Here is a 22,396-nt window from a genome sequence, read left to right on the forward strand (position 1 = left end):
AAATAGAAAGAATATTTCCTCCAAAAGGGAAAATATGGGAAGAATAATAATGAAGGAGCGCGGTAAGCGCTTCAGAAGGAGATTATATGAAAATCAGCAGCAATAGCATTCAAACACGTTTGACTCTGGCTCTGGCGGGATTGGTCATAGTGGCTCTGCTTTTACTGGGGGTAGCCAGTTATTGGCAGGCGAAAGGGGCGCTTTCCGATAGCGTGGATGAAACGGGGTACGCTTTGGCGGATTATTATGCGCTGCAAACGGAAATGTTCACTAAAGAAGCCATTCTTCGTTTGGAGGACTTGGCAAGTATTCAACGCATGCGTGAGAGTGAGGACAATGCTGCGTTAATCGCTTCTTTAGCGGAAACCGATAAGCGCCTAAAATTGTTTGAAATGCTCAGCTATGTGCGACCGGACGGTTCTTCCCTGCGCATGGACGGTAAACCGGATTCTTTGGGGGATCGGCCATATTTTAAAAAGGTGTTGGAAACTAAAAAATCCTATGTTTCGGATATGATCGTTTCCCGCTCTACGGGCAAGCTATCGGTAGTGATTGCTGTGCCGGTCTTTAATAAAGATGGCGGTCTGAAAGCGGTTTTAGCAGGGACTATGTCCTTAGAAAAATTGAATGAGGTATTAAAGCAGGTTAAATTTAAAGATACAGGCTATGCGTTTCTGGCGGATGATTCCGGCATGGTTCTGGCGCATCCCAAACGGCCGGAATTGGCTGGTAAGCTGAATGTGGCTAAAAAAGAGGTTAACCCGGAACTCAAGCTGCCGTCTAGCACGTTGGATGATCGAATGATTCAATTGTTTAAAACCGCATTGGAGAAAAATGATGGCGTACGCGGCGATTATACGTTTGTAGACGGCATAACGCGAATGGCTATCTATCAACCCATAGAGTTGGCCGGTGGCCAACGGTGGATGATCATGATCACGGCTCCATTGGACGAAGCTAACGCGGAAGTGCGGCATCTGACGTATATTATGCTGGGGCTCAGCGTATTCTGTTTGCTGTTAGCGATCGGAATCGCCGCAGTGATCAGCAAGCGCTTTGTAGCGCCCATACTCACCTTGCGTGATGCGGCGGAGCATATTGCAGCAGGGGATCTGCGCAGCCAGGAAGTGGCGGTGCAGTCGCAGGACGAACTGGGGCAATTAGCAGGCAGCTTTGCCGATATGAGCGGCAAGCTGCGCGATTTGGTGGTGCAGGTGCAGCGCGAATCCCAGCAGGTAGCGGCGGCCAGTGAAGAGCTGACAGCCAGCGCCGAGCAGGCGGCTCATGCGGTGCAGCAGGTAGCTGGAAGCGTGACCGAAGTGGCTGGCGGTGCGGATCGACAGCTGTCGGTGGCGCGAGAAGCCACAACCGAAGTGGACGTTTTGGCGAAAGAACTGGCCGGGGCCTCAAAGCGGGCCAGCGAAGTGCAAAAATCAGTGGCAAAAACCTCCCAAGCGGCGGAAAGCGGCGGCGAAGCCATCGGCAAAGCGATTCGCCAGATGCAGGCGCTCGATACGACGGTAACCCATTCGGCGCAGGTTGTGGCCAAGCTGGGTGAACGTTCCCAGGAAATCGGCCAGATTGTGGATACCATCAGCGGTATTGCCGGACAGACCAACCTGTTGGCCTTGAACGCAGCCATCGAGGCTGCACGGGCGGGCGAGCAAGGCCGTGGCTTTGCGGTAGTAGCGGACGAAGTGCGCAAGCTGGCGGAGCAAAGCCAGGAAGCCGCCGGACGTATTGCCTCTCTTATTGGCGAGATTCAAGGCGAGACAGGGCGTGCTGTAGAAGCCATGAATAAGGGTACGGCCGAGGTGAAAGAAGGTACTGTTGTCGCTGGCCAGGCCGGCGCGGCCTTTGAAGAAATTGTCGGCTTGATTCGTAAAGCCAACGAAGAAGTGGCGGCCATTACGACAGCCATCGAGCAGACCGTCAGCGGCAGCGGCCGTATCGTTCACGCCGTGGACGATATGCAAAACGTCAGCCGCGATACGGCGGAGCAGACCCAAACGGTGGCAGCAGCCACCGAAGAGCAGGCAGCCTCTATGGAAGAAATTGCTTCTTCCAGCCGTTCCTTGGCCCTGTTGGCGGAAGAACTGCAAGTGGCGGTCAGCCGTTTCAAAGTATAATTGAATCTATATTGTTCTCCCAAGTCTTCGCACAGCAAGTTGGAGTTGCTGTGCGAAGACTTTTTATTTTGTAAAATTTAACATAGCCAGGCAGGGAGTTGCGAATCAAAAACAGAACGTGTTGTGTAGCCAGGAAGTTTTGAAACCTAATGGGAATTCATGTAAAATATAAACATATGGGATGGAAATACTTTTTGCATAGGAAAAAGAACTGTAAGGAGGGGCACTATGAACGGCGTTAATACTCGGATTCAGACTCGATTAACGGTAGCGCTGGCAGGGCTTGTCGTTGTAACAATACTTATTTTGGGGCTGGCGAGTTATTGGCAGGCTAAAAGCGCCCTGTCGGAAAGTGTGGATGAAACCGCCTTTGCGTTGGCGGAACAGTACGGAATGCAGACGCAGTTTTTTACGGAAGAGGCGATTTTGCGCTTAGAAGATTTAGCTAGCGTGGATCTGCTTCGTGATAGTAGCGATACGGCGATGATAGCGCCGGTGTTGGCGGAAAATCAAAAACGAATTGGTATCTTTGAGAATATCAATTATGTAGCTAAGAATGGCGTTGGGATTCGCTCTAATGGTACGGCGACAACGAATACAGCCACGAGGGAGTATTTCAAAAAACTGCTGGCTACCCAAAAGCCTTGTGTTTCAGAAGTAGTCATATCCGGTTCAACCAACAAAGCCTCTGTAATTATTGCTGTGCCTGTGTTTGATCGAAAAGGGCAGCTGAAAGGCATGCTCGGAGGCACCTTGCCTTTGGAAAAATTACAAACGATGTTGCAAAAAGTTAAGTTTAAAGAAAGTGGTTATGCTTTTTTGGCGGACGACAGCGGCATGGTTCTGGCGCATCCCAAGCGGCCGGAACTGGCGGGCAAGCTGAATGTGGCCAAAAAGGAAATCAACCCGGAGCTTAAACTGCCAGCGAATACGCTAGACGATCGGATGATCCAATTGTTTAAAAACGCCATGGAGAAAAACGATGGCGTTCGTGGTGAATATACCTTTGTGGATGGCGTAACCCGGATGGCCGTATATCAGCCGATTGATCTGGCAGGCGGTCAGAAGTGGATGCTGATGATTACGGCGCCCGTAGATGAAGCTACGGCCGAAGTGCGTCACCTGACATACGTTATGCTGGGCTTGAGCATCTTTTGCCTGCTCTTGGCGGTTGGCGTGGCGGCGGTGATCAGCAAACGCTTTGTTGCGCCCATACTCACCTTGCGTGATGCGGCGGAGCATATTGCCGCAGGAGATCTGCGCAGCCAGGAAGTGGCGGTGCAGTCGCAGGACGAACTGGGGCAATTAGCAGGCAGCTTTGCCGATATGAGCGGCAAGCTGCGTGATTTGGTGGTACAAGTGCAGCGCGAGTCCCAGCAGGTAGCGGCGGCCAGTGAAGAGCTGACAGCCAGTGCCGAGCAGGCGGCTCATGCGGTGCAGCAGGTAGCCGGAAGCGTAACCGAAGTGGCTGGCGGTGCGGATCGACAGCTGACGGTAGCGCGGGAAGCCACAACCGAAGTGGATGCGTTGGCGAAAGAACTGGCCGGGGCCTCAAAGCGGGCCAGCGAAGTGCAAAAATCAGTGGCAAAAACCTCCCAAGCGGCGGAAAGCGGCGGCGAAGCCATCGGCAAAGCCATTCGCCAGATGCAGGCTCTCGATACGACGGTAACCCATTCGGCGCAGGTTGTGGCCAAGCTGGGCGAGCGTTCCCAGGAAATCGGCCAGATTGTGGATACCATTAGCGGCATTGCCGGGCAGACCAACCTCTTGGCCTTGAATGCGGCCATCGAGGCTGCCAGGGCGGGCGAACAAGGCCGCGGCTTTGCGGTGGTGGCGGACGAAGTGCGCAAGCTGGCGGAGCAAAGCCAGGAAGCCGCTGGACGCATTGCTTCTCTCATTGGCGAAATTCAAGGCGAGACAGGGCGCGCGGTAGAAGCCATGAACAAGGGCACCGCCGAGGTGAAAGAAGGCACCGTTGTCGCCGGACAGGCCGGCGCGGCCTTTGAAGAAATCGTCAGCTTGATTCGTAAAGCCAACGAAGAAGTGGCGGCCATTACGACAGCCATTGAGCAGACGGTAAACGGCAGCGGCCGTATCGTTCACGCCGTGGAGGATATGCAAACCGTCAGCCGTGGTACGGCGGACCAGACCCAGACCGTGGCGGCGGCCACCGAAGAACAGGCGGCGTCCATGGAAGAGATTGCTTCTTCCAGCCGATCCTTGGCTCATTTGGCGGAAGAACTGCAAGTGGCGGTCAGCCGCTTCAAAGTATAAGAGAAACAGGAAAGCGCCCTCTGCCGTTAGGCAGGGGGCGCTTTTTAGTCGTTTTAATTTCGTCCGTGGCGAGGATTAGATTTTTTCGGTGTTTGCGCATTTCTTTTTCGTTTTTCTTTGATCGCTAAACGAGCGGCGGCTTTGGCTGCTTTTGTTTGGTGATGGGTCCAAAACTTCCAGATGGCGTAAGCAGCGCCTAGAATTACCGCCGGCAGCAGGTTCCAAAAGAGCAAATCAAGTTCTTCTGCGGACATAAAGTTCCTCCTGGTAGTTTTAATTTGTTTTATTGTACCGACAGAATGACCGTTTGTACATAGAAAGAAACCGGATTATAAAAATAAAGTGGCTCCCATCAAGCATGGCTTTGAAAACCAGAAGAATCCGTGTACAATGAAACCATCATTACAATAATAAGGGGGCCTTGGATATGACGGATTGCAAGCGGCTGATGGAAGAGCGGCGCTCCGTGAATTTCTTTGATGCGGCGCAGCCATTGACACCGGAGCTTTTTCGGCAGATTGTGGAATTGGCGTCGCTGGCGCCGTCGGCCTTTAATTTGCAGCCTTGGCGGCTTATCGCCGTGCGCAGCGCGGAGGGAAGGCAACGACTGTGGCAGCTGGCGCAGCAGCAGCCCAAAGTCTTGGAAGCGCCGGTAACGTTGATTATTATTGGGGATCGCGGCGCATGGCAAGGCGACAATCCGGCCTGGGAAGAGCTGGCAGTCATGCTGGGCGGAGCGGAGGCCGTGAAACCATATCTGGCCATGGCGGAAGCGCTTTACGGCGCTACGCCGGAGCGGCGCATCAAATTTGCTGAGAGCAATGCAGCGCTTTTGGCGATGTCGCTGGCATACGCGGCGCGATGTTTTGGCGTAGAGGGCCACTTCATGTCGGGCATTGATTTTGCGGGAATTAAGGAAGGCTTTGCCTTGGATGAGGATGAGGAAGTGGTAATGCTTCTTGCTTTGGGCTATGCGGAGGGCGGCAAAGCGCTTTATCCGCGACGGAAACGTCGGACTTATGCTGAATTGGTGGAGGAAGTATAATGGAAGTGGTGAGCGCCTGCTTGGCAGGCATAATCTGCCGGTATGACGGAACGGCCCAAGAAGCGCCGGATGTAGTGGAAGCGGTGCGTCAAGGAAAAGCGCTGCCTCTTTGCCCGGAGATGCTGGGAGGCTTGCCGGCGCCTCGGCAAGCGGCGGAAATCAAAGAGGGCCGCGTAGTAACGGCGGCAGGCGTTGATTTGACGGAGCCCTTTCAAAAAGGCGCGGAGATTGCCACGCAAATCGCCATTCTAGCAGGCTGCCGCAAGGCGGTGCTTAAAGCTCGTTCGCCTAGCTGCGGCTGCGGGCGGATTTATGACGGAACTTTTTCCGGTCGGCTCATTGACGGTGACGGGCTGTGGGCGCGGGAACTAAAAAAAGCCGGCATAGAAGTGTCGGTAAGATGAACAGTTTTGTTTGTTTTTAGACGCAGGAAATGGAGGATGCAAAGAGAATCTCTGCAAAGAAAGCTTGGTGTGTAATGCGCATGATTAGCAGGCTTATCTTCAGCAGGAGGCGATTTGTATGAAAATCAGCGGCAGAAATAAACTGGGAGCTACGGTCAAGGAAATTGTTCGCGGCGGCGTGGTGGCTAAAGTGGTCATGGATTTCAAAGGGGAAGAGCTAGTGGCTGTTGTTACGAACGACTCTGTAGATGACTTGGGGCTCAAAGTTGGCGATGAAGTGACGGCGTTGGTTAAAGCCACGGAAATGATGATTTTGAAATAAAAGCAGTTAGAAAAAACCAGGCAAACGCGTACTAGGCGGTTGCCTGGTTTTTGATTTAGGATACCTAGAAAATTAAAGTACTGTAAAAAATCCCCCTGGCCCTGCGGGCCATCCCCCTTTAGCAAGGGGGACGCCTCCCTTGTCAAAGGGAGGCGCCGCCACAGCGGCGGAGGGATTCAGTTTCGCTGTAGTGTTTTAGCTCTCCGTCATACCCTCAGAAGATGTCGGTTGTTATGCCTTCCATAGCGCATTCGGAATTAGATACCTCACGTACCGTCAGGTGCATCCAGCACCGTCGCCGATTCTCTTGTTCAAATTTCTTTTTTGTTCTTTTCGCAGAAATCCAACAGCACATGGCAGGCTTGGGACAGATAGCGTTCTTCGTTCCAGGCGAAGCCGGCTTGGATGGAGAGGGGCGGCGTCAAGGGAAGACTGACGATGCGGGGGTGCTTGCGAGTAATATCGGCGGGCAGAAAGCCGACGCCTGCATTTTGCTCCACCAGGCTAAGAATGGTTTCGATTTGCCGCGAAGAAAAACGGATATGCGGCGTAAATCCATGGCGGGCGCACTCTTCTAAGATGAGCTGGCGCATATAGGTGTCTTCTTGAAAGAGCAGAAATGGCTCTTTGGCCAGCTGCGGCAACGAAAGGGACCGGGCGGAAGCCAGAGGGTGCGCCGGAGAGAGGCAGACATGGATGGCGCTTTCCGCCAAGGGACGCAGAGCCAGGCCGGGCGGCGCATCAGAGATGATCAGCAGTCCTAAGTCAAGCTCGTCTTCCAGAAGCTTGCGGCGCGTAGCGAGGCTGCCCGTCTCGGTGCACTGCAGCTCGATATCCGGATGTGCTGCATGAAAGGCGGCGAAAAGGCGCGGAAAGACAAAAGCGCCGATGACCGGCGTAATGCCTAGCTGAATGCGGCCTTTGCGGGACGCTTCGTAGTCCTTCATTTCTTCTTGGGCGTTATTGCGGCAGCGCAGCATAGCTTCGGCGTGCTGCAGCATGCGCTCCCCGGCTTGGGTGAGGCGGAGACGCCGTTGTTTGCGGTCAAAGAGAGGGACTCCCAGTTCTTCCTCCAATTTTTGCAGGGCAATACTGACCGAAGGCTGCGCTACGTGCAGCTGCGCGGCGGCGCGGCTGACACTGCCCAGACGGCAGACTTGCTGAAAATACTCCAATTGACGAAGTTCCATTGAAACCTCCATATAGTTATAAACTATATATAAATCAAAAATATATATTTTTATTCTATCAAAAGCTGCGGTATACTGCAAAAGAGAAGAAAAAAGCGGGAGGAATTACGATGGAACTGCTAGGATATTTAATTCTAGGGGTGGCGGTGGCTGCATTCGGTACGCTCGTAGGTATTGGCGGCGGCCTGATTTTGGTGCCCCTCTTCATTTTGGTATTTCATTGGGAGCCCAATTTAGCGGTGGGTACATCGCTGGTTGTGGTATTTTTTAATGCGATTTCCGGTACGGTGGCGTATATGCGGCAAAAGAAGGTGTACTATGACGCCGGTATTCGTTTTGCCTTGGCTACGCTGCCGGGGGCGTTTTTCGGCAGCTACGCGGTAAAGTACATTCCGGAAGCGGAATTTAAGGTGTTCTTTGGCGCGACCTTGATGGTTATGGCGGCGCTGATGTTTTGGCGCAACCATTCTAAAGGAGCGCCCAATAAGGGGACGGAAGTGCCTAAGAATTACAATCGTACCGCTGGCGTGCTTCTTAGTTTGTGCGTAGGCTTTTTATCCAGCATTCTAGGCATTGGCGGCGGCATTATCCATGTGCCGGCCATGGTCTACTTGCTGGCGTTCCCGGCGCATATTGCGACGGCAACCTCGCATTTTGTGCTGGCGATTTCTTCCATGGTCGGCGTGTTTTCGCATTTCTTGCTGCATAACATTCTGATTAAGGAAGCCTTGATGATTGGCGTCGGCGCGGTATTGGGAGCGCAATTGGGGGCGAAAATGTCCCTGAAAGTGAAGTCAAAGGCTATTCTGTCTTTGCTGGCGTTCTGCCTGTTCGGTTTGGGCGCACGCTTGGTCTTTACTGCAGGGGCCTTCTAGTAAGGCGCCGCTGCTTTATGTGCATCTCTCGATAAATCAATCTTTTTTCGATAGACTTTGTCAGAAAGCCTCAGCATAGCGCTGCTATGCTGAGGCTTTCTTTCGGGTTCGCCCCCTAAAAGACTTCGGTTTCTATGCAATCCGTAGATTTTCAGCGGAGACCGGATACTTGCCTTCCATGGCGTACATCACGTACCGTCAGGCGCGTTCAGCGCCGTCGTCGGAGCGTTTATTAAAGCGGCGGCTCCTTATAATTTTGGTACTTCTTCTTCTCGGGTTATGCGCTGTTCCAGCACGAAGTCTCGGAACTTGAGAGCTGCCGGCGACAGATAGCGTTCTTTGTGCCACGCGAGGCCGATGGTGCGGCGGCAGGGCGTGTCCTTGACCGGCAGGAAGGCTAGATGCAGATGTTCCAGACCGGCTAAATGAGGAATGAGGGCTACGCCCAGGCGGGCTTCTACCAGACCGGCGACGGTCATGATTTCTTCGCCTTCAAAGGTGATTTCCGGCTGGACGCCAGCTTGTTGCAGCAAGCGATCCGCTAACAGGCGCAGGCCGTAGTTGGGCTTGAAGGTAATCAGCGGTTCTGCGGCAATGTCCTGTAAGGATAAGCTTTCCTGTTGCGCCAGAGGATGTTCACGATGAACGGCGATAAAAATGTCTTCTTCAAAAAGCGGTCGCCACGCCAAATAAGATGGCGGCGTAGTAAAAGAACAAAGGCATAAATCCGTGCCTCCGCTATGGAGCTGTTCTAAAAGAGCGGCGGTGCTGTTTTGGTAAAGCCGGAAATGCACCTGCGGATGCAGGCGGCGGAACTGCTGCAGCAGCTCCGGCACAAGATGGGTGCCTTGGGAATGCAAAAAAGAAAGACTAACGCTGCCACGTTCCGGATGAATGAGGTCCAGCGCTTGCTGGCGTCCAGCTTCAATGCATTGCAGGCCTTGATCCAAGTTGTCGAGAAAAATACGTCCGCTGCGCGTTAGCTCCAGGCGTTTATGGCAGCGGTGGAATAGAGGAAACCCTAGTTCATCCTCTAAACGGGCTAGGGAACGGCTCAAGGCTGGCTGGGAAAGCGCCAACTGGCTGGCGGCTTGGGTCATGTGGCCCAGCGAGGCAATGGTGCGAAACGCATAGAGCTGCTGCAAATCCAAGGTCATCTTCCTTTCTAAAACATAAATATAATAACGGTGAACAAGAGAACCGGAGTCGCGAGAGGGTGCGCATGAGGGACTTCTCCATCGTGTCCTCCCTTTACTCACTCTACTCCTGTTTGAAATTTATTCCTTCTACTCCCAGCATACTGCTTTTCTGATCGCTTTTCCAGAAATACATAATTAAAATGCATCAAAATAATAAAAACGATGCATTGGACGCAAAGAATTGTTAGGAGTAAGATAAAAGAAAGGAACGTATTTTGGAGGCGGAGCTTGTGGGCTTGGAACGAGGAAATAGTAAGTATTGGCGCGCCTTGGCGGCGCTGTTTATGGGAAGCTTTGTGGAGTTTGCCCTTTTGTACGTGACGCAGCCGCTTTTACCAGCGCTGACAAAGGACTTTGCGTTGTCGCCGTCGGTGGTTAGTTTATCGGTATCTTTGACGACTGGCGCTATGGCGCTGGCGCTTTTACCGCTGGCGGCGGTGTTTAACCGGTTGCAACGCAAACCAACTATGCTGGCGGCGATGTTGGGCGCGTCGCTCTTGGCTATTGCGTCCGGCTGCAGCCCGAATTTTGAGCTACTGTTGGTCTGTCGGGCGTTGCAGGGGATGCTGATGGCGGCATTTCCCGCGGCGGCCATGGCCTATGTGAATGAAGAATTTGAGCCGTCCGGCGTGGGCTTGGCGATGGGGATTTATATTGCCGGTACGTCGATCGGCGGTTTGGGCGGACGTCTTTTGGTAAGCCTTCTCTCGGACTTTATGTCTTGGCGGACGGCGCTTTTAGTGATGGGCGGGTTCTGTCTGCTCTTGGCGATTTGTTTCTTTTGGCTGCTGCCGAAGGCGCAAAGCCGCCGCAGTACCGCGGTAAAGCAGGCCGGTCTGATGGCCGCGCTACCCTCCTTGTTAAAAACGCCGGGCATTCTTCCTCTATATATCGTTGGCTTTGTAGCGCTAGGCTCGTTTGTAGCTTTGTACAACTATATCGGCTATATATTGTTGGCGGCGCCGTATTCTTTTAGTCAGAGTCAAGTGGGCGCTGTATTTCTGTTATATTTGCTGGGGACAGTGAGCTCCATGGTTTCCGGCGGTCAGGTAGACAGGCGCGGCCCGGGAGCGGTGCTGGTGGCAGGGCTGTTGATGATGCTGGGAGGCGCGCTGCTTTCTTTAGGAACGCCACTGCTATGTAAGCTCGGCGGCTTGGGACTCTTTACATGCGGCTTTTTTACCACCCATGCGACGGCCAGCGGTTGGGTGGGACGCTTGTGCCGCGGCGATAAGGCGCAGGCGGCCTCGTTGTACTTGTTCTTCTACTATGTTGGGGCCAGTGTGATTGGCACAGGGAGCGGTATCTTTCTGGCCAGCGCCGGCTGGGCGGGTGTGATTGGAGTAACCGCCTTGATCCTCTCCGGAGCCTTGTGGTTGGCATGGCGTCAACAGGGATTGAACAGGAGAACCGGAGTCACGTGAGGGTTCGAAGGAGTAGAACCGGAATATAGCGTAAACTAGTGATTTCTTACGAGCTTGTTGCCGTCTTGCCTTTCTTTCTTGACGGCGGCAGGCTCCTTTGTTATAGTTGGGATAAGAAAATATAAATAAGTGGAGCAGGTGTCCCTAAGGGGCTTAATAGGGAAGTTCGGTGTGATGCCGACGCGGTCCCGCCACTGTAATGGGGAGCAAGTCCGTAGACGCCACTGGGAATTTCCTGGGAAGGCCGGACGAGCGAAGAACCAGAGCCAGGAGAACTGCCTGTTTGACAGTCACCGTCAGTACCTACGAGCGATGGGGAGGGGATTGCAGACAGCATGCGTGTTCCGCTGGCCAGCGGTTCGCCTGCCCGAAAGCAGTCTAGGATTCATCAACCCGGCGGTGCCGGGATTTTTTGTTTTAAAAGCGAGTTTGAACAAGAGAATCGGAGTCACGGGGTGCGATGTTTCAACAGGAGTAGAGTGAGTAGAGTGAGGGCTCGAATAGGAAGGAATAGATAGAGGAAATAGAGATGTCGTTGCGAGAAGCGGAGCGACGCGGCAATCTTTTGGGTCTTAAAACTTGTATCCTGTTTTCTATTGCATACCCTCCATTTACTCCCTCTACTCCTGTTCAATTCCCGTATTCCCCTTCGTTCCCGGCCAAGCTTGTTTTAGAAAGGAAGTACTTTGGTGAAAGTAAGAAGTTTCGTTCTGCCAGCGCTGCTGTTGGCGTTGCTGGTATTCATGGCTGGCTGCGGGTCATCTCCCGCAGCGCCTGCGGCATCAAAGGAAAACAGCTTTTCCTTTCAAGATGATACCGGGCGGACGCTGGCGTTGGCGAAAAAGCCGACTCGTATCGTCGTACTGACACCGTCGCTGCTAGAACCGCTTTATGCGGTGGGCGGTCAAGCGGTGGGACGGTCGGCATCGCGGTTGGGGGATATTCCAGATGCCGCCAAAGCCTTGCCTGAGGTTGGGTTTGCGTACCAAATCAACAGTGAGGCGGTCTTAGCCTTATCGCCGGATTTGGTGCTGGGGTTCCAGGGAATGCATGAAAACTTAATTCCTCTTTTCCAAAATGCCGGCGTGCCTGTGGCGCTGCTGCGGATGAAAGGCTATGAGGATTTGCTGCGCAACATTCGTTTGCTAGGAAGGCTGAGCGGCGATGAGGCTAAGGCGCAAGCGGAAGTGGCGCGCTTGGAGACGGCAAAAGAAGCGCTGCAAAAAAAGCTGCCTCAGGCGAGCAAACGTATCGTCATTCTCCACGCTACGGCCAAACAGGTAACGGTGGAGCTGCCTAATAGCCTGACCGGCGACATGGCGAACTTGCTCAAGGTGCAGAACGTAGCCGCTGGTTCGCAAGGGGTGGCGGCGGATGCGACCGCTGTCCCTTATAGTTTGGAAACCTTGGTTCAGCAGGACCCGGATATGATTTTAATCACCTCCATGGGTAGCACCAAGGATATTGAAAAGCGCATGCGCGATGACGTCATGGCCAGTCCAGCTTGGTCGTCTTTGCGGGCCGTGAAAAGCGGGCAGTTGTTCTTTTTGCCGCCGGAATGGTTTCAAGTGCATCCGGGCTTGAAGTATGACGCCGCCTTGCTGCACTTGGCGCAGACGATATACCCGGAGGTTTACGGTCATGCGCCCTGATGCAGCGGCCAGGCGAGCCTGGCGATGGCCTCTCTTAGCCTTTTTTGCGCTGCTGGCGGCGGGAGCTTGTCTTTTGGGCACGGTCAAAGGCGCGGCAGGGCTTTCTTTGCCGGAGGTGTGGCAGGCGTTAACGGGTGAAGGAAACGGCGGCAGTGCCCAGATTGTGCGCAACATCCGTTTGCCCAGGGTGCTTACCGGCGCGGCGGTGGGAATGAATCTGGCTTTGGCGGGGACGTTGCTGCAAGGCGTGCTGCGCAACAGCTTGGCGGATCCGCACATTATCGGCGTTTCCGCAGGGGCGGGCCTGACAGGCATCTTGATTTTAGTGATGTTTCCCCAGGCGGAGGCGCTTTTGACGCCAGCCGCCTTTGTGGGCGCCATCGGCGCAGCGGCGCTGGTCTATGCGCTGGCCTGGAACGGCGGTTTGCGGCCAGGACGGGTGATTTTGGCCGGCGTGGCCGTAGCGGCTCTTTTCGGGGCAGGTATTACTTCCCTTTTGATTTTCTACAGCGACCGGGTTCACGGAGCTCTGGCATGGATGGCTGGGGGGCTGGCTGCGCGGACATGGCCGCATGTGTACATGGTCTGGCCGTATGCGCTGGTTGGCGGTTTGATAGCTATGGCTATGGCCGGGCGTCTGAACCTGCTGCAGCTGGGTGACGATGTAGCGCGCAGCCTGGGTTTGGCGGTGGAAAAAACGCGGCTGTTGCTCATCGCTCTTGCGGCGCTATTGGCGGCCAGCGCGGTCAGCGTGGCCGGTTTGCTGGGGTTTGTGGGACTTATCGTGCCGCATGCGGCGCGCCTTTTGATCGGCAGCGACCATCGATTCTTGCTGCCGGCGGCAGGCCTGTTAGGAGCGGCGACGGTGACCTTTTGCGATACCGTCGCGAGAACGGCTTTTGCGCCGTTAGAGCTTCCGGTAGGCGTGCTGATGGCGGCCTTAGGAGCGCCCTTCTTCCTCTATCTTCTGCGAAAGGAACTGTGACATGAATATGCTCGAAGCGGAAAAACTGGTTTTTTCCGCGGCAGGACGCAACATTATTGAAGATCTTAGTCTGCAGGTTCCCGCAGGAGATGTGCTGGCCATTATCGGCCCCAACGGAGCGGGGAAGAGCACGCTGCTGAAAATGCTTACAGGACAGCTGACTCCTTCTGCCGGGTCCGTCCGGCTGCAGGGGGAGGCGGTGAACTCCCTGGCGCCTTCGGCGATGGCCAAGGTGTTGGCGTATGTGCCCCAGGGGCCGCAAGCCCCGCCGGATATTCTCGTGCGAGAGCTGGTGTCCTATGGGCGTCACCCGCACCGCGCCTGGTACATGGGCAGCCGCGCCGAAGACGAGGAAGCGGTAGAGCGGGCGCTGGAACGCACCGGTCTTTTGGACCTGGCGAAACGGCCGGTCGGGCTTTTATCCGGCGGCGAGAGGCAGCGGGCTTGGTTAGCGCTGGCGCTGGCGCAGCAGCCGCAGGTGCTGCTGTTGGATGAGCCGACTACCTTTTTGGATGTGTGCCATCAGTTTGAGTTGCTGGATCTTCTGCAGCGTTTGAACGAAGAAGACAATCTGACGGTGGTGCTGGTGCTGCATGAAATCAACCATGCTCTGCGTTACGCCAAACGGGTGGCTGTCGTCAAAGACGGTCGTCTGGCGGCCCTGGGACCTCCATGGGATGTGGTGACGCCGGAGCTGTTACGGCAGGTCTTCCGTGTACAAGGCGAAGTGGTGGCGGACAGCGACGGACGCGCGGCGCTGCTTATGCAGGGCCTGGACAGGAAGAGTGAACAGGAGTCACGGTGAAAACCGGAGGGCTCGAATGAGGGCTGCGGGGTACGGTTTTATTGAACAGGAGTAGAGGGAGTAGAGTGAGGGCTCGATTGATGGTTGCAGATGTTTAAAGTAAATAGCAGAGCTTTTCTGTTTCATATTTCGTATTTTGTAAATTAGGAGACGCTGATCTAATACATCAGCGCTTCCGTCAGGTAGATGAAGGAGGATTTTCTTATTATGGCAGGTTGTTTTATCGGCATTGGCGTAGGTCCTGGAGATCCGAAATTGTTGACCGTTCGGGCGGTTGAGTGCATTCAGGAGGCGGACGTAATTATTGCGCCGCGGTCCGAGAAAAAAGAAGAAAGTCGGGCGCTGTTTATTGCGCAGAGCTATATCAAGGCGGAAACGCAGATTATCAAGATGGTCTTCCCCATGGTCAACAGCAGCGAAGTGCAGCAGGAAGCTTGGAAGGAAAACCGCAAGGTGCTGCGCGAGCTGATGGAGCAGGGGAAAAAAGTAGTATTTCTTACCCTGGGCGACCCCATGTTTTATAGCACCTATATGTACGTATTCCAGGAATTGAAGGAAGCCGGCTATAAAGTAGAAAATGTTCCTGGCATTCCTGCTTTCTGCGGCATCAGCAATTATTTGGGGTATCCGGTTGCAGAAGGCACTTCGGTGCTGACGATCATTCCGGCTACCATGGAAGAGGGCGAGCTGGACAAGACCTTGGCCACGGCGGACAATGTGGTCTTGATGAAAGCCTATAAGAACGTAGCCTCCTTGATCGGCAAGCTGCGCACCGCAGGATTTAGCGGCGTTCTGGTGAGCAACTACGGTCTGCCGGATCAGAAGGTCAGCGAGTGGGAAGAAGTAGAGCGCGTTGGCGCACCGTACCTTTCGACCATCTTGGCGCGCCGGGCGTAGAGAACATAAAAACATAAGAACGGTACCCAGAGTAACTGAGTAACAGAGGAAATGCCAGAGAGAACGAGGCTTTGAACAAGAGTCGCGGTGAGAACCGGAGGGCCCACATGAGGGCTACGGGGGTTGGAATAGAAGGAAGAGCAGGGCAACGGACTTGATCCGTGGCTCTGCTCTTTTTTTTGTGTATCCTCCATCGTACCCTCCCGCGACTCCGGTTCTCTTGTTCAAATTTCTTTCTCTGTTTCCTCTGGATTTTCTCTGTTACTCTGTGTTCCGTTCTCCTGCGTACCCTCCGGTTCTCCGATTCTATTGTTTAGTGCTTCTTTTTGCGCCAAAACTTCCCGTTTACGAACAAAACTCCCCTTTTACGGAAGGTCGGTTGTTTTTTTCGATCCAACTCGTTATGGTAAAAGATGGAGTATTTGTTTTGAAAACAGCAGTACTGCTAGTTTTTAATAGATGAAGGAGGCCGTTTTATGCAACGGAAGTGGAAGCGGAATTGGCGCAGGGACGCGCTGCGCAGGGTATACGCAGGATTTTTAGCAGGGGCGCTGCTGTTGGGCGGGTACAGTACGGCGCTGGCTGCGCCGGAGGGCGGCACGGTTGCGGCGGGGAGCGCCACGATCAGCCAGAGCGGAGCGCTCACGACGATCAACCAGGCCAGCCAAAAGGCGATCATCAACTGGAACAGCTTTAACATCGCCAAAGGGGAGACGGTGCGCTTTAATCAGCCCGGGGCTGCGGCCATCGCCTTGAACCGCGTCACCGGCAACAACGCCAGCGCCATCTACGGCACCTTGTCCGCCAACGGCCAGGTGTTTTTGGTCAACCCTAACGGCGTGCTCTTCGCCAAAGGAGCGCAGGTGAACGTAGGGGGCCTAGCGGCGTCGACGCTGGGGATTTCGGATAAAGACTTTTTAAACGGCAACTATCAGTTCAGTGGCGACAGCGCGAAAAGCGTCGTCAACCAGGGCGAGCTGTCTGCTGCCGCGAAAGGCTACATAGCGCTCTTAGGGGCGAACGCCGTCAACGAAGGGGTCATTGTCGCCAAGGAAGGAACCGCCGCCCTGGCCGCGGGGAGCAAAGTAAATCTCGACTTTACCGGCGACGGTCTGCTGCATATGTCGGTAGACCAGGCTGCCGTAGCGGCGCTGGCGAGCAATAAAGGACTCATCCAGGCCGACGGGGGGCTTGTGGTGATGAGTGCCAAGTCCGCCGACGCTCTGGCGGGAACGGTGGTCAACAACAGCGGTGTTATCGAAGCGAAAAGCGTCAGCACGAAAAACGGCGTCATTCGTCTTGAAGGCGGTGCGAACGGAGCTGTGGTCAACAGCGGCACGCTCAACGCTTCCGGTCTGGAAGCGGGCCAAACCGGCGGCACCGTGAAGGTGCTGGGGGATAAGGTGTCCCTGACCAATACGTCGGTACTCAACGCCTCTGGCGATGCCGGCGGCGGCACGATTCTCGCGGGTGGCAACTACCAGGGCAGCGGCACGGAGCAGCGGGCTACGGAAACCAACGTGGCCGCGGGAGCGTCCCTTAAAGCTGACGCCGGTACCAGCGGCAACGGCGGCACCGTAGTTGTCTGGTCTGACAAAAATAGCACCTTCGGCGGGACGATTTCTGCTAAAGGCGGCAGCCAAAGCGGCGACGGCGGTAAGGTGGAAACCTCGGGTAAGCAAAAGCTGACCGTGGCGGATACGGCCAAAGTAGACACCACCGCCGACAAGGGGAAAACCGGCAATTGGCTGTTGGACCCATGGGACTTCACCGTTGCCCCTAGCGGCGGCGATATAACCGGAAGCGTGGTTTCCGGCTGGCTTGAAGGCAGTAATGTAATCATTGAGACGACACAAGACTACAGCGGTGCCTCCAACGACAATGGGGATTATGTAAATGGAAATAGTAGTGGAACTGGCGATATTAGTATCAATGACAGCATCACCTGGAATTCGTCCAACACCCTTACCTTATCGGCCTATAACAATATCAACATCAATGCGGCCATTAGCAGCACTAATGCCAGTAGTAGTTTGAAGCTAACTTCGGGGACGGGGAATAGCACTGGAAGTATTAGCGGTACTGGCACGGTTGATGTTGGTAGCGTAGCGATAACAGGCAATAATGTTACGCTCAATGCCTTGAACGCCTTGAAGCTGGGAGCTTCCAACGTTCGTGGCAACCTGAATATTACCTCCGGCGGCGATGTTACTCAGAGCAAAGTTTTAACAGTGGGAGGCGCGACAACGATAAACGCGCAAGGCAATACCATCGCTTTGGATTATGTTTTCCTTAATGATAAAAATAGTTTTACCGGCTCCGTAAGTCTGATCGGGCGCACAGCTACCTTGGCTAGCGCTAACAATCTGATGCTGGGAGCGTCCACTATCAGCGGCGACCTGACGGTCAATTCTAGCGGCGTTGTGACTCAGAACGGAACTTTGTCGGTGAATGGCGCTACAACAATCAATGCTAGAAGCGATGCAGGACAACTATACGACATCAATTTGACTGACATTAGTAATAACTTTTCAGGCGCGGTATCGCTGCGTGGCCAGAATGTCAGCATAGGCAGCGGCGCTTTGAAGTTGGGCCAAACCAGTGTCAGCGGAAACTTGGCTGTCGATGCCGGCGGCGATGTGGCTCAGACTGGACTGGTAATTGTAAATGGCACAACGACGCTGAACGCTGGAACAAATGATATCACTTTGACCAATGCATATTTTAACGATGCGGTCTCTCTTACCGGAAACAACGTTTCTCTGAGTAATAATAAATCCTTAAAACTGAATACTTCTCATGTTAACGGCAATCTGACGATCCATGCCGACGGTTCTGTGACTCAGAGCGGAGCATTGGAAGTACGCGGCGTGACGACGGTGAGTGCTACTTACAGTGGGACCGCGACAAAATACGATATTAACCTGAGCAATAACAATCAATTTATTGGCCCAGTGACGCTTACGGGCCAGAACGTTACGCTCAATACCTCCGGTCCCTTGTATCTGGGCGATATAACCGCCCCTGGAAGCTTTGCCGTTAGCGCCGGGGCTACGATCATTGCCGAAGGCGCGGTCAATGTGGGCACATTCGATCTCAAGGGCGGCGACTGGCGGCAGGAACGGGTTCTGCCGGCGTTCTCCGCCACGGATTTCCGCATTTCCGGCGGCTCCTTTCTGCGGGCGCTGAGTGGCGACGGAACAAGCAGCGAAAAGGCCTATCAAATAACCGACATCTATGGCTTGCAGGGCATGGGTTCGGACGCCGGGATGCGTGACAAATACTATACGCTGGCCAACAACATCGACGCCAGCGGCACTAGCGGCTGGAACGGCGGCGCTGGCTTTAACCCCATCGGCTACAGTGGCGGTAAATTCACCGGCAGCTTCGACGGCGGCGGGCATACCATTTCTGATCTGGCTATTAATAGATCTAGTGAGAGTTGTGTGGGTTTGTTCGGCTATACAAATGGGGCTACGATTTCAAACGTCGGCCTGCTTAATGTCAACTTGACTGGCAAAAATGATGTCGGCGGCCTGGTAGGGTATAACGCCAGCGGCACAGTTACAAATAGCTACGCCAGCGGCAGCGTTACTGGCAATTATTATGTTGGCGGCCTGGCGGGGTATAACGACAGCGGCACGGTCACAACTAGCTATGCCGGCGGCAACGTGGCTGGCAATTATTATGTTGGCGGGCTGGCGGGGTATAACGCCAGCGGCACAATCAAGAATAGCTACGCCAGCGGCAGCGTGATTGGGACAGCAAATTATGTTGGCGGGCTGGTGGGGTATAACGCCAGCGGCACAATCAAGAATAGCTATGCCTACGGCAGCGTTACTGGTGATAAACGTGTCGGCGGGCTGGTGGGGTGGAACCAAGGAACAGTCGAGAATAGCTATGCCAGCATCAGTGTGAATGGACAAGATACTGTCGGCGGTCTGGTGGGATATAACATCAACAACAGCACAGTCACGAACAGCTACGCCAGCGGCAGAGTGGAAGGACAACTCAATGTCGGCGGGCTGGTGGGGGCTAACAATGGTACAGTCGAGAATAGCTACGCCAGCGGCAGCGTTACTGGCGATGATTATGTCGGCGGCCTGGTGGGGAGGAACTTCAGTACAGTCACGAGCAGCTACTGGGATCGTAGTGCGACTGGCACCAACCAGCCCAAGGGAGTTGGCGATCAGGATAATAATGATGCTCAATACAAGGGCTTAGACTCTGACGAAATGAAAAATGTCGCTAATTTTAAAGACTGGGATATGATGACGATCTGGTATCTTAACGCCGGACAGTCTGCGCCAAAGCTCCGCTGCTTTGGGGTACCAACACAGCCACCGACCCCGACACCGGTGCCGCCACAGACTAGAACGGCGACCTATGCTTCGGTGCTGCAGGGCGTGCATCAGCCAGCGGCTAACAGCGGTTTCGGAGGAATTGTTTCCGGAGGCGGTGTGGTAACTCCAGGCGCAGCGCAGACCGCCAACCTTCGTTATGCAGACGGCTCTATCGGACGGACGTTGAGCGTCAGCGGCGCAGAGGTAACCATTGGCGGCGGGCTGGTTCAGGTGAACCTGGGAGCCGCCAGCAATGATGTGGCGGTCTATACGCCAGGAGGACAGAGGACGGTATATCGTTTTGATGCGGCCCATAGCGTCTTGTCGATTCGTGAAGGAGTCAGTGCTGCAACAGAGGCTGCGCCTAGGCTGGTGGCAGGGAGCGGGGAAAGCGCACCGTTTGAGTTGCTGGACGCGGTAGGGCATACGGCGCGGTTTGTTCTGGAGTATTACGGTTCCGGCGCGACGGTAACGGCGCAAAATGAGGCGGCTCGCGGAATGCTGAACCAGCCGCAACTGCTTACGGCGGCAGCGTTGGCCGCAGGGCAAGATCAGCTGGGGCTGGAAGCCGACGAAATGAAAGAACTGCTCTTGCGGTAAATCAGAGTTACGGAGAACGAGGATTGAACAAGAACATAGGAGTCAAGAGAAGGTGCGCAGGAGTAGGAACGGCACACAGAGTAATAGAGGAAAAACAGGCTTGAACAGGAGTCGCGAAGAGTCACGTGAGGGCCCGAATGAGGGTTGCGGGGTGCGGTATTGTAACAGGAAAATATAGATGAATTTCCTCATGCGTAACCTCCCGTGACTCCGATTCTCTTGTTCGCTGTTCCCGTACTTCTTTGTCTGATATAGTCTACGCAATAAACGGAGGATATGAGTTTGATGAAGCTGACAGGGAAAAAACAGGCCGCCGGATTGGCGGCGTTAGTGGCGGCAGCGGTCTTAGGGCTGCCGTGGGCGGCGGAGGCGGCGCCGCTGGAGGGTAAGGAGAATACAACGACGCCGGGAGGCTTGAAGGAGCATTTGCTGCCGCCGCAAGAGACGCCGAAGCCGAAGATCAAGGTGGAGCAGGAGGCGGTCCAGCCGGGGCCGACGGACGCAACGAAGATTCATGTGGCGCATATTCGCGTGACCGGGCAGGCGCTGTTCGGCGACGCGGAGCTGCAGCCGCTGCTGCAGGAGGCGTACGGCAAGGAGCTGACGCTGGCGGAGCTGGAACAGTATGCGCGGAAGGTGAGCCAGTATTTCCACAGCAAAGGATACTTGGTAGCGCGGGCTATTTTGCCGCCGCAGTCCATTGAAGAGGGCCAGGTGGAGATGCAGGTGCTGGTGGGGCGCTACGGCAAGATCCGCGTAGACAATCAGTCTCGCTTTAACACAACAAGCGCAGAAGGGCTGCTAAGGGAACTGCGTCCTGGGGACTACATACGAGAAAAAGAACTGGAGCGGGCGTTGCTGCTGCTTAGCGATACGGCAGGCGTGCAGAGCGCTGCTAACTTAACGGCCGGGGAGCAGCCAGGCACGGCGGACTTGGTAGTGCGCTTGACCGACGGGCCGCGCAGCAATGGTCAGCTATATTCGGATAATCACGGCAGCCGTTATACCGGCAGGAACCGACTGGGACTTAACTGGAACGTATTGAATGTCAGCGGTCAGGGGGACAGCGCGGGGGCTGGCGTAATTTTGGGCGAAGACCGTACCGACTACAATTTGTCGTATCAGAGGCCGTTGGGGGATTCGGGCGCGAAGTGGGGGCTTTCCTACGCGCGGCAGACGTATTCCTTGGGCGAGGCCTTCGCCAGCTTGAACGCCGACGGGGTTTCCGATACGTGGAGTCTCTTTGCGACGTATCCGATGGTACGTTCGCGGGACTACAATCTCAATGGGCGGTTCGGCTATGACCATAAGCAGTTGGAGGACCGTATTGGCTATGTGGGGACGAATAATCGCAAAAAAGCGGATGTTTGGAATCTGGGCCTCAGCGGCGACAGCCGCGATTCTCTGGGGGGCGGCGGCTACAACAGCTTTTCCCTGAACTTGGCCTACGGACGTTTGAGCCTGGATTCGGAGGATGCGGTTACCAATGACGCCGAAGCGCATACGGCGGGCAACTACACCAAAGGAAATCTTAGCTTGTATCGGGTGCAAAACGTGAATTCCCGCTTAGCCTTGCATGTGTCTTTTGCAGCGCAGGCGGCCAGCAAAAATCTGGATTCGTCGGAAAAGATGTCCTTAGGGGGACCGAGCGGCGTGCGGGCGTATCCGGTGAATGAGGCCTGCGGCGACAGCGGCTATGTGGCGACCGGGGAACTGCGCTGGAATTTGCCGAAGCCGACGCTGCAACTGGCGGCGTATGTAGACCAAGGACATGTGAACGCCAACAAGAGTCCCTGGGCGGGAGCGGGCGTGAACGGGCGAACCTTGTCCGGGGCAGGTCTGGGGCTTATTTTCAGCCGTCCCGGGGATTACGCCTTGCGTCTGGATTACGCGTGGAAGCTGACCTCGGAAGAGGCGGTGGCGGCGCCAGATAGCAAGGAGCGTATCTGGATTCAGGCAGTAAAATATTTCTAAGCGGAACGAGGCTTTGAACAGGAGAACCGGCGACGGCGCTGGATGCGCCTAGGGTCGGTTGCGCCATGGACGGCATGGCAACCGACATCCATAGAGGGTACGAATGAGGGAGCGGGGTACGGCTTTTTAACAGGAGTACAGGGAGTAAAGTGAGGGTTTGAAAGAGTTGAATTAAACAAGAATAAGTTAGACCAGCGGAGTGTTCATTAAAGCTGCCATTTTTTACATAAAGAACTGTAATACAAAGGGACCAAAGAAAAGATGGAGAATATTGGAAA

At 54.7% G+C, this 22,396-nt stretch carries 16 protein-coding genes and 1 riboswitch; of the genes, 13 read left to right on the plus strand and 3 right to left on the minus strand.

The genetic code is table 11. The features are described 5' to 3' along the window. The first annotated feature begins 86 nt into the window (after positions 1 to 86). Positions 87 to 2,129: a methyl-accepting chemotaxis protein gene (locus C508_RS0103290; RefSeq protein WP_018702115.1), complete on the plus strand. Its 2,043-nt coding sequence runs from the start codon at positions 87 to 89 to the stop codon at positions 2,127 to 2,129. A gap of 228 nt (positions 2,130 to 2,357) precedes the next feature. After that, entirely contained in the window at positions 2,358 to 4,403 is a 2,046-nt protein-coding gene (locus C508_RS0103295; protein WP_018702116.1) for a methyl-accepting chemotaxis protein, read from the plus strand. Between the two features lie 53 nt (positions 4,404 to 4,456). Here C508_RS0103295 and C508_RS0103300 read toward each other — a convergent pair whose 3' ends face one another. Further along, positions 4,457 to 4,657 (minus strand): hypothetical protein, encoded by a 201-nt coding sequence (locus tag C508_RS0103300; protein ID WP_018702117.1) that lies wholly within the window; start codon positions 4,655 to 4,657, stop codon positions 4,457 to 4,459. Between the two features lie 173 nt (positions 4,658 to 4,830). Between C508_RS0103300 and C508_RS0103305 the strand changes: the two genes are divergently transcribed. The 3 genes from C508_RS0103305 (at position 4,831) to C508_RS0103315 (ending at position 6,174) form a co-directional block, all read left to right on the plus strand. Further along, positions 4,831 to 5,448, plus strand: coding sequence for a nitroreductase family protein (locus C508_RS0103305; RefSeq protein WP_018702118.1), 618 nt, complete (start codon positions 4,831 to 4,833; stop codon positions 5,446 to 5,448). Next, entirely contained in the window at positions 5,448 to 5,852 is a 405-nt protein-coding gene (locus C508_RS0103310; protein WP_018702119.1) for a 2-thiouracil desulfurase family protein, read from the plus strand. Before C508_RS0103305 ends, C508_RS0103310 begins: the two co-directional genes overlap by 1 nt. A 118-nt stretch (positions 5,853 to 5,970) precedes the next feature. Continuing rightward, positions 5,971 to 6,174, plus strand: coding sequence for a TOBE domain-containing protein (locus tag C508_RS0103315; RefSeq protein ID WP_018702120.1), 204 nt, complete (start codon positions 5,971 to 5,973; stop codon positions 6,172 to 6,174). A gap of 311 nt (positions 6,175 to 6,485) precedes the next feature. Here the strand turns inward: C508_RS0103315 and C508_RS0103320 are convergent, their stop codons facing one another. After that, complete coding sequence (locus C508_RS0103320) at positions 6,486 to 7,364, minus strand: LysR family transcriptional regulator (protein ID WP_018702121.1); 879 nt, start codon at positions 7,362 to 7,364, stop codon at positions 6,486 to 6,488. Between the two features lie 110 nt (positions 7,365 to 7,474). Between C508_RS0103320 and C508_RS0103325 the strand changes: the two genes are divergently transcribed. Then, entirely contained in the window at positions 7,475 to 8,239 is a 765-nt protein-coding gene (locus C508_RS0103325) for a sulfite exporter TauE/SafE family protein (protein WP_018702122.1), read from the plus strand. 248 nt (positions 8,240 to 8,487) lie between these two features. Here the strand turns inward: C508_RS0103325 and C508_RS17710 are convergent, their stop codons facing one another. Continuing rightward, positions 8,488 to 9,396 carry a LysR family transcriptional regulator gene (locus C508_RS17710; protein WP_018702123.1) on the minus strand — a complete coding sequence of 303 codons (909 nt, stop codon included), beginning with the start codon at positions 9,394 to 9,396 and terminating at the stop codon, positions 8,488 to 8,490. A gap of 272 nt (positions 9,397 to 9,668) precedes the next feature. Between C508_RS17710 and C508_RS0103335 the strand changes: the two genes are divergently transcribed. From C508_RS0103335 to C508_RS0103365, 7 genes are all read left to right on the plus strand, one after another. Then, positions 9,669 to 10,862 (plus strand): MFS transporter, encoded by a 1,194-nt coding sequence (locus C508_RS0103335; RefSeq protein ID WP_018702124.1) that lies wholly within the window; start codon positions 9,669 to 9,671, stop codon positions 10,860 to 10,862. A gap of 119 nt (positions 10,863 to 10,981) precedes the next feature. Continuing rightward, positions 10,982 to 11,159: riboswitch (cobalamin riboswitch) on the plus strand. 392 nt (positions 11,160 to 11,551) lie between these two features. Next, entirely contained in the window at positions 11,552 to 12,514 is a 963-nt protein-coding gene (locus C508_RS0103340) for an ABC transporter substrate-binding protein (protein WP_018702125.1), read from the plus strand. Then, positions 12,504 to 13,499: a FecCD family ABC transporter permease gene (locus C508_RS0103345; protein WP_018702126.1), complete on the plus strand. Its 996-nt coding sequence runs from the start codon at positions 12,504 to 12,506 to the stop codon at positions 13,497 to 13,499. Before C508_RS0103340 ends, C508_RS0103345 begins: the two co-directional genes overlap by 11 nt. Before the next feature lies 1 nt (position 13,500). Further along, positions 13,501 to 14,304, plus strand: a complete 804-nt coding sequence (locus tag C508_RS0103350; RefSeq protein ID WP_018702127.1) for an ABC transporter ATP-binding protein — start codon at positions 13,501 to 13,503, stop codon at positions 14,302 to 14,304. 207 nt (positions 14,305 to 14,511) lie between these two features. After that, positions 14,512 to 15,201, plus strand: coding sequence for a precorrin-2 C(20)-methyltransferase (gene cobI / locus C508_RS0103355; protein ID WP_018702128.1), 690 nt, complete (start codon positions 14,512 to 14,514; stop codon positions 15,199 to 15,201). A 476-nt stretch (positions 15,202 to 15,677) separates the two neighbouring features. Next, on the plus strand, positions 15,678 to 20,144 hold the full coding sequence (locus C508_RS19325; RefSeq protein WP_018702129.1) for a beta strand repeat-containing protein: 4,467 nt from the start codon (positions 15,678 to 15,680) through the stop codon (positions 20,142 to 20,144). 285 nt (positions 20,145 to 20,429) lie between these two features. Next, positions 20,430 to 22,118: a ShlB/FhaC/HecB family hemolysin secretion/activation protein gene (locus tag C508_RS0103365; protein ID WP_018702130.1), complete on the plus strand. Its 1,689-nt coding sequence runs from the start codon at positions 20,430 to 20,432 to the stop codon at positions 22,116 to 22,118. Positions 22,119 to 22,396: the final 278 nt, after the last annotated feature.

The organism is Anaeromusa acidaminophila DSM 3853, from assembly GCF_000374545.1.
Taxonomy (GTDB): Bacteria; Bacillota; Negativicutes; order Anaeromusales; family Anaeromusaceae; genus Anaeromusa; species Anaeromusa acidaminophila.

What these genes read in the sequence shown, in the direction of transcription:
- C508_RS0103290 (WP_018702115.1), top strand. Translation starts at nt 87, where the DNA reads ATGAAAATCAGCAGCAATAGCATTCAAACACGTTTGACTCTGGCTCTG.
- C508_RS0103295 (WP_018702116.1), top strand. Translation starts at nt 2,358, where the DNA reads ATGAACGGCGTTAATACTCGGATTCAGACTCGATTAACGGTAGCGCTG.
- C508_RS0103300 (WP_018702117.1), bottom strand. Translation starts at nt 4,657, where the DNA reads ATGTCCGCAGAAGAACTTGATTTGCTCTTTTGGAACCTGCTGCCGGCG.
- C508_RS0103305 (WP_018702118.1), top strand. Translation starts at nt 4,831, where the DNA reads ATGACGGATTGCAAGCGGCTGATGGAAGAGCGGCGCTCCGTGAATTTC.
- C508_RS0103310 (WP_018702119.1), top strand. Translation starts at nt 5,448, where the DNA reads ATGGAAGTGGTGAGCGCCTGCTTGGCAGGCATAATCTGCCGGTATGAC.
- C508_RS0103315 (WP_018702120.1), top strand. Translation starts at nt 5,971, where the DNA reads ATGAAAATCAGCGGCAGAAATAAACTGGGAGCTACGGTCAAGGAAATT.
- C508_RS0103320 (WP_018702121.1), bottom strand. Translation starts at nt 7,364, where the DNA reads ATGGAACTTCGTCAATTGGAGTATTTTCAGCAAGTCTGCCGTCTGGGC.
- C508_RS0103325 (WP_018702122.1), top strand. Translation starts at nt 7,475, where the DNA reads ATGGAACTGCTAGGATATTTAATTCTAGGGGTGGCGGTGGCTGCATTC.
- C508_RS17710 (WP_018702123.1), bottom strand. Translation starts at nt 9,396, where the DNA reads ATGACCTTGGATTTGCAGCAGCTCTATGCGTTTCGCACCATTGCCTCG.
- C508_RS0103345 (WP_018702126.1), top strand. Translation starts at nt 12,504, where the DNA reads ATGCGCCCTGATGCAGCGGCCAGGCGAGCCTGGCGATGGCCTCTCTTA.
- C508_RS0103350 (WP_018702127.1), top strand. Translation starts at nt 13,501, where the DNA reads ATGAATATGCTCGAAGCGGAAAAACTGGTTTTTTCCGCGGCAGGACGC.
- cobI (WP_018702128.1), top strand. Translation starts at nt 14,512, where the DNA reads ATGGCAGGTTGTTTTATCGGCATTGGCGTAGGTCCTGGAGATCCGAAA.
- C508_RS19325 (WP_018702129.1), top strand. Translation starts at nt 15,678, where the DNA reads ATGCAACGGAAGTGGAAGCGGAATTGGCGCAGGGACGCGCTGCGCAGG.
- C508_RS0103365 (WP_018702130.1), top strand. Translation starts at nt 20,430, where the DNA reads ATGAAGCTGACAGGGAAAAAACAGGCCGCCGGATTGGCGGCGTTAGTG.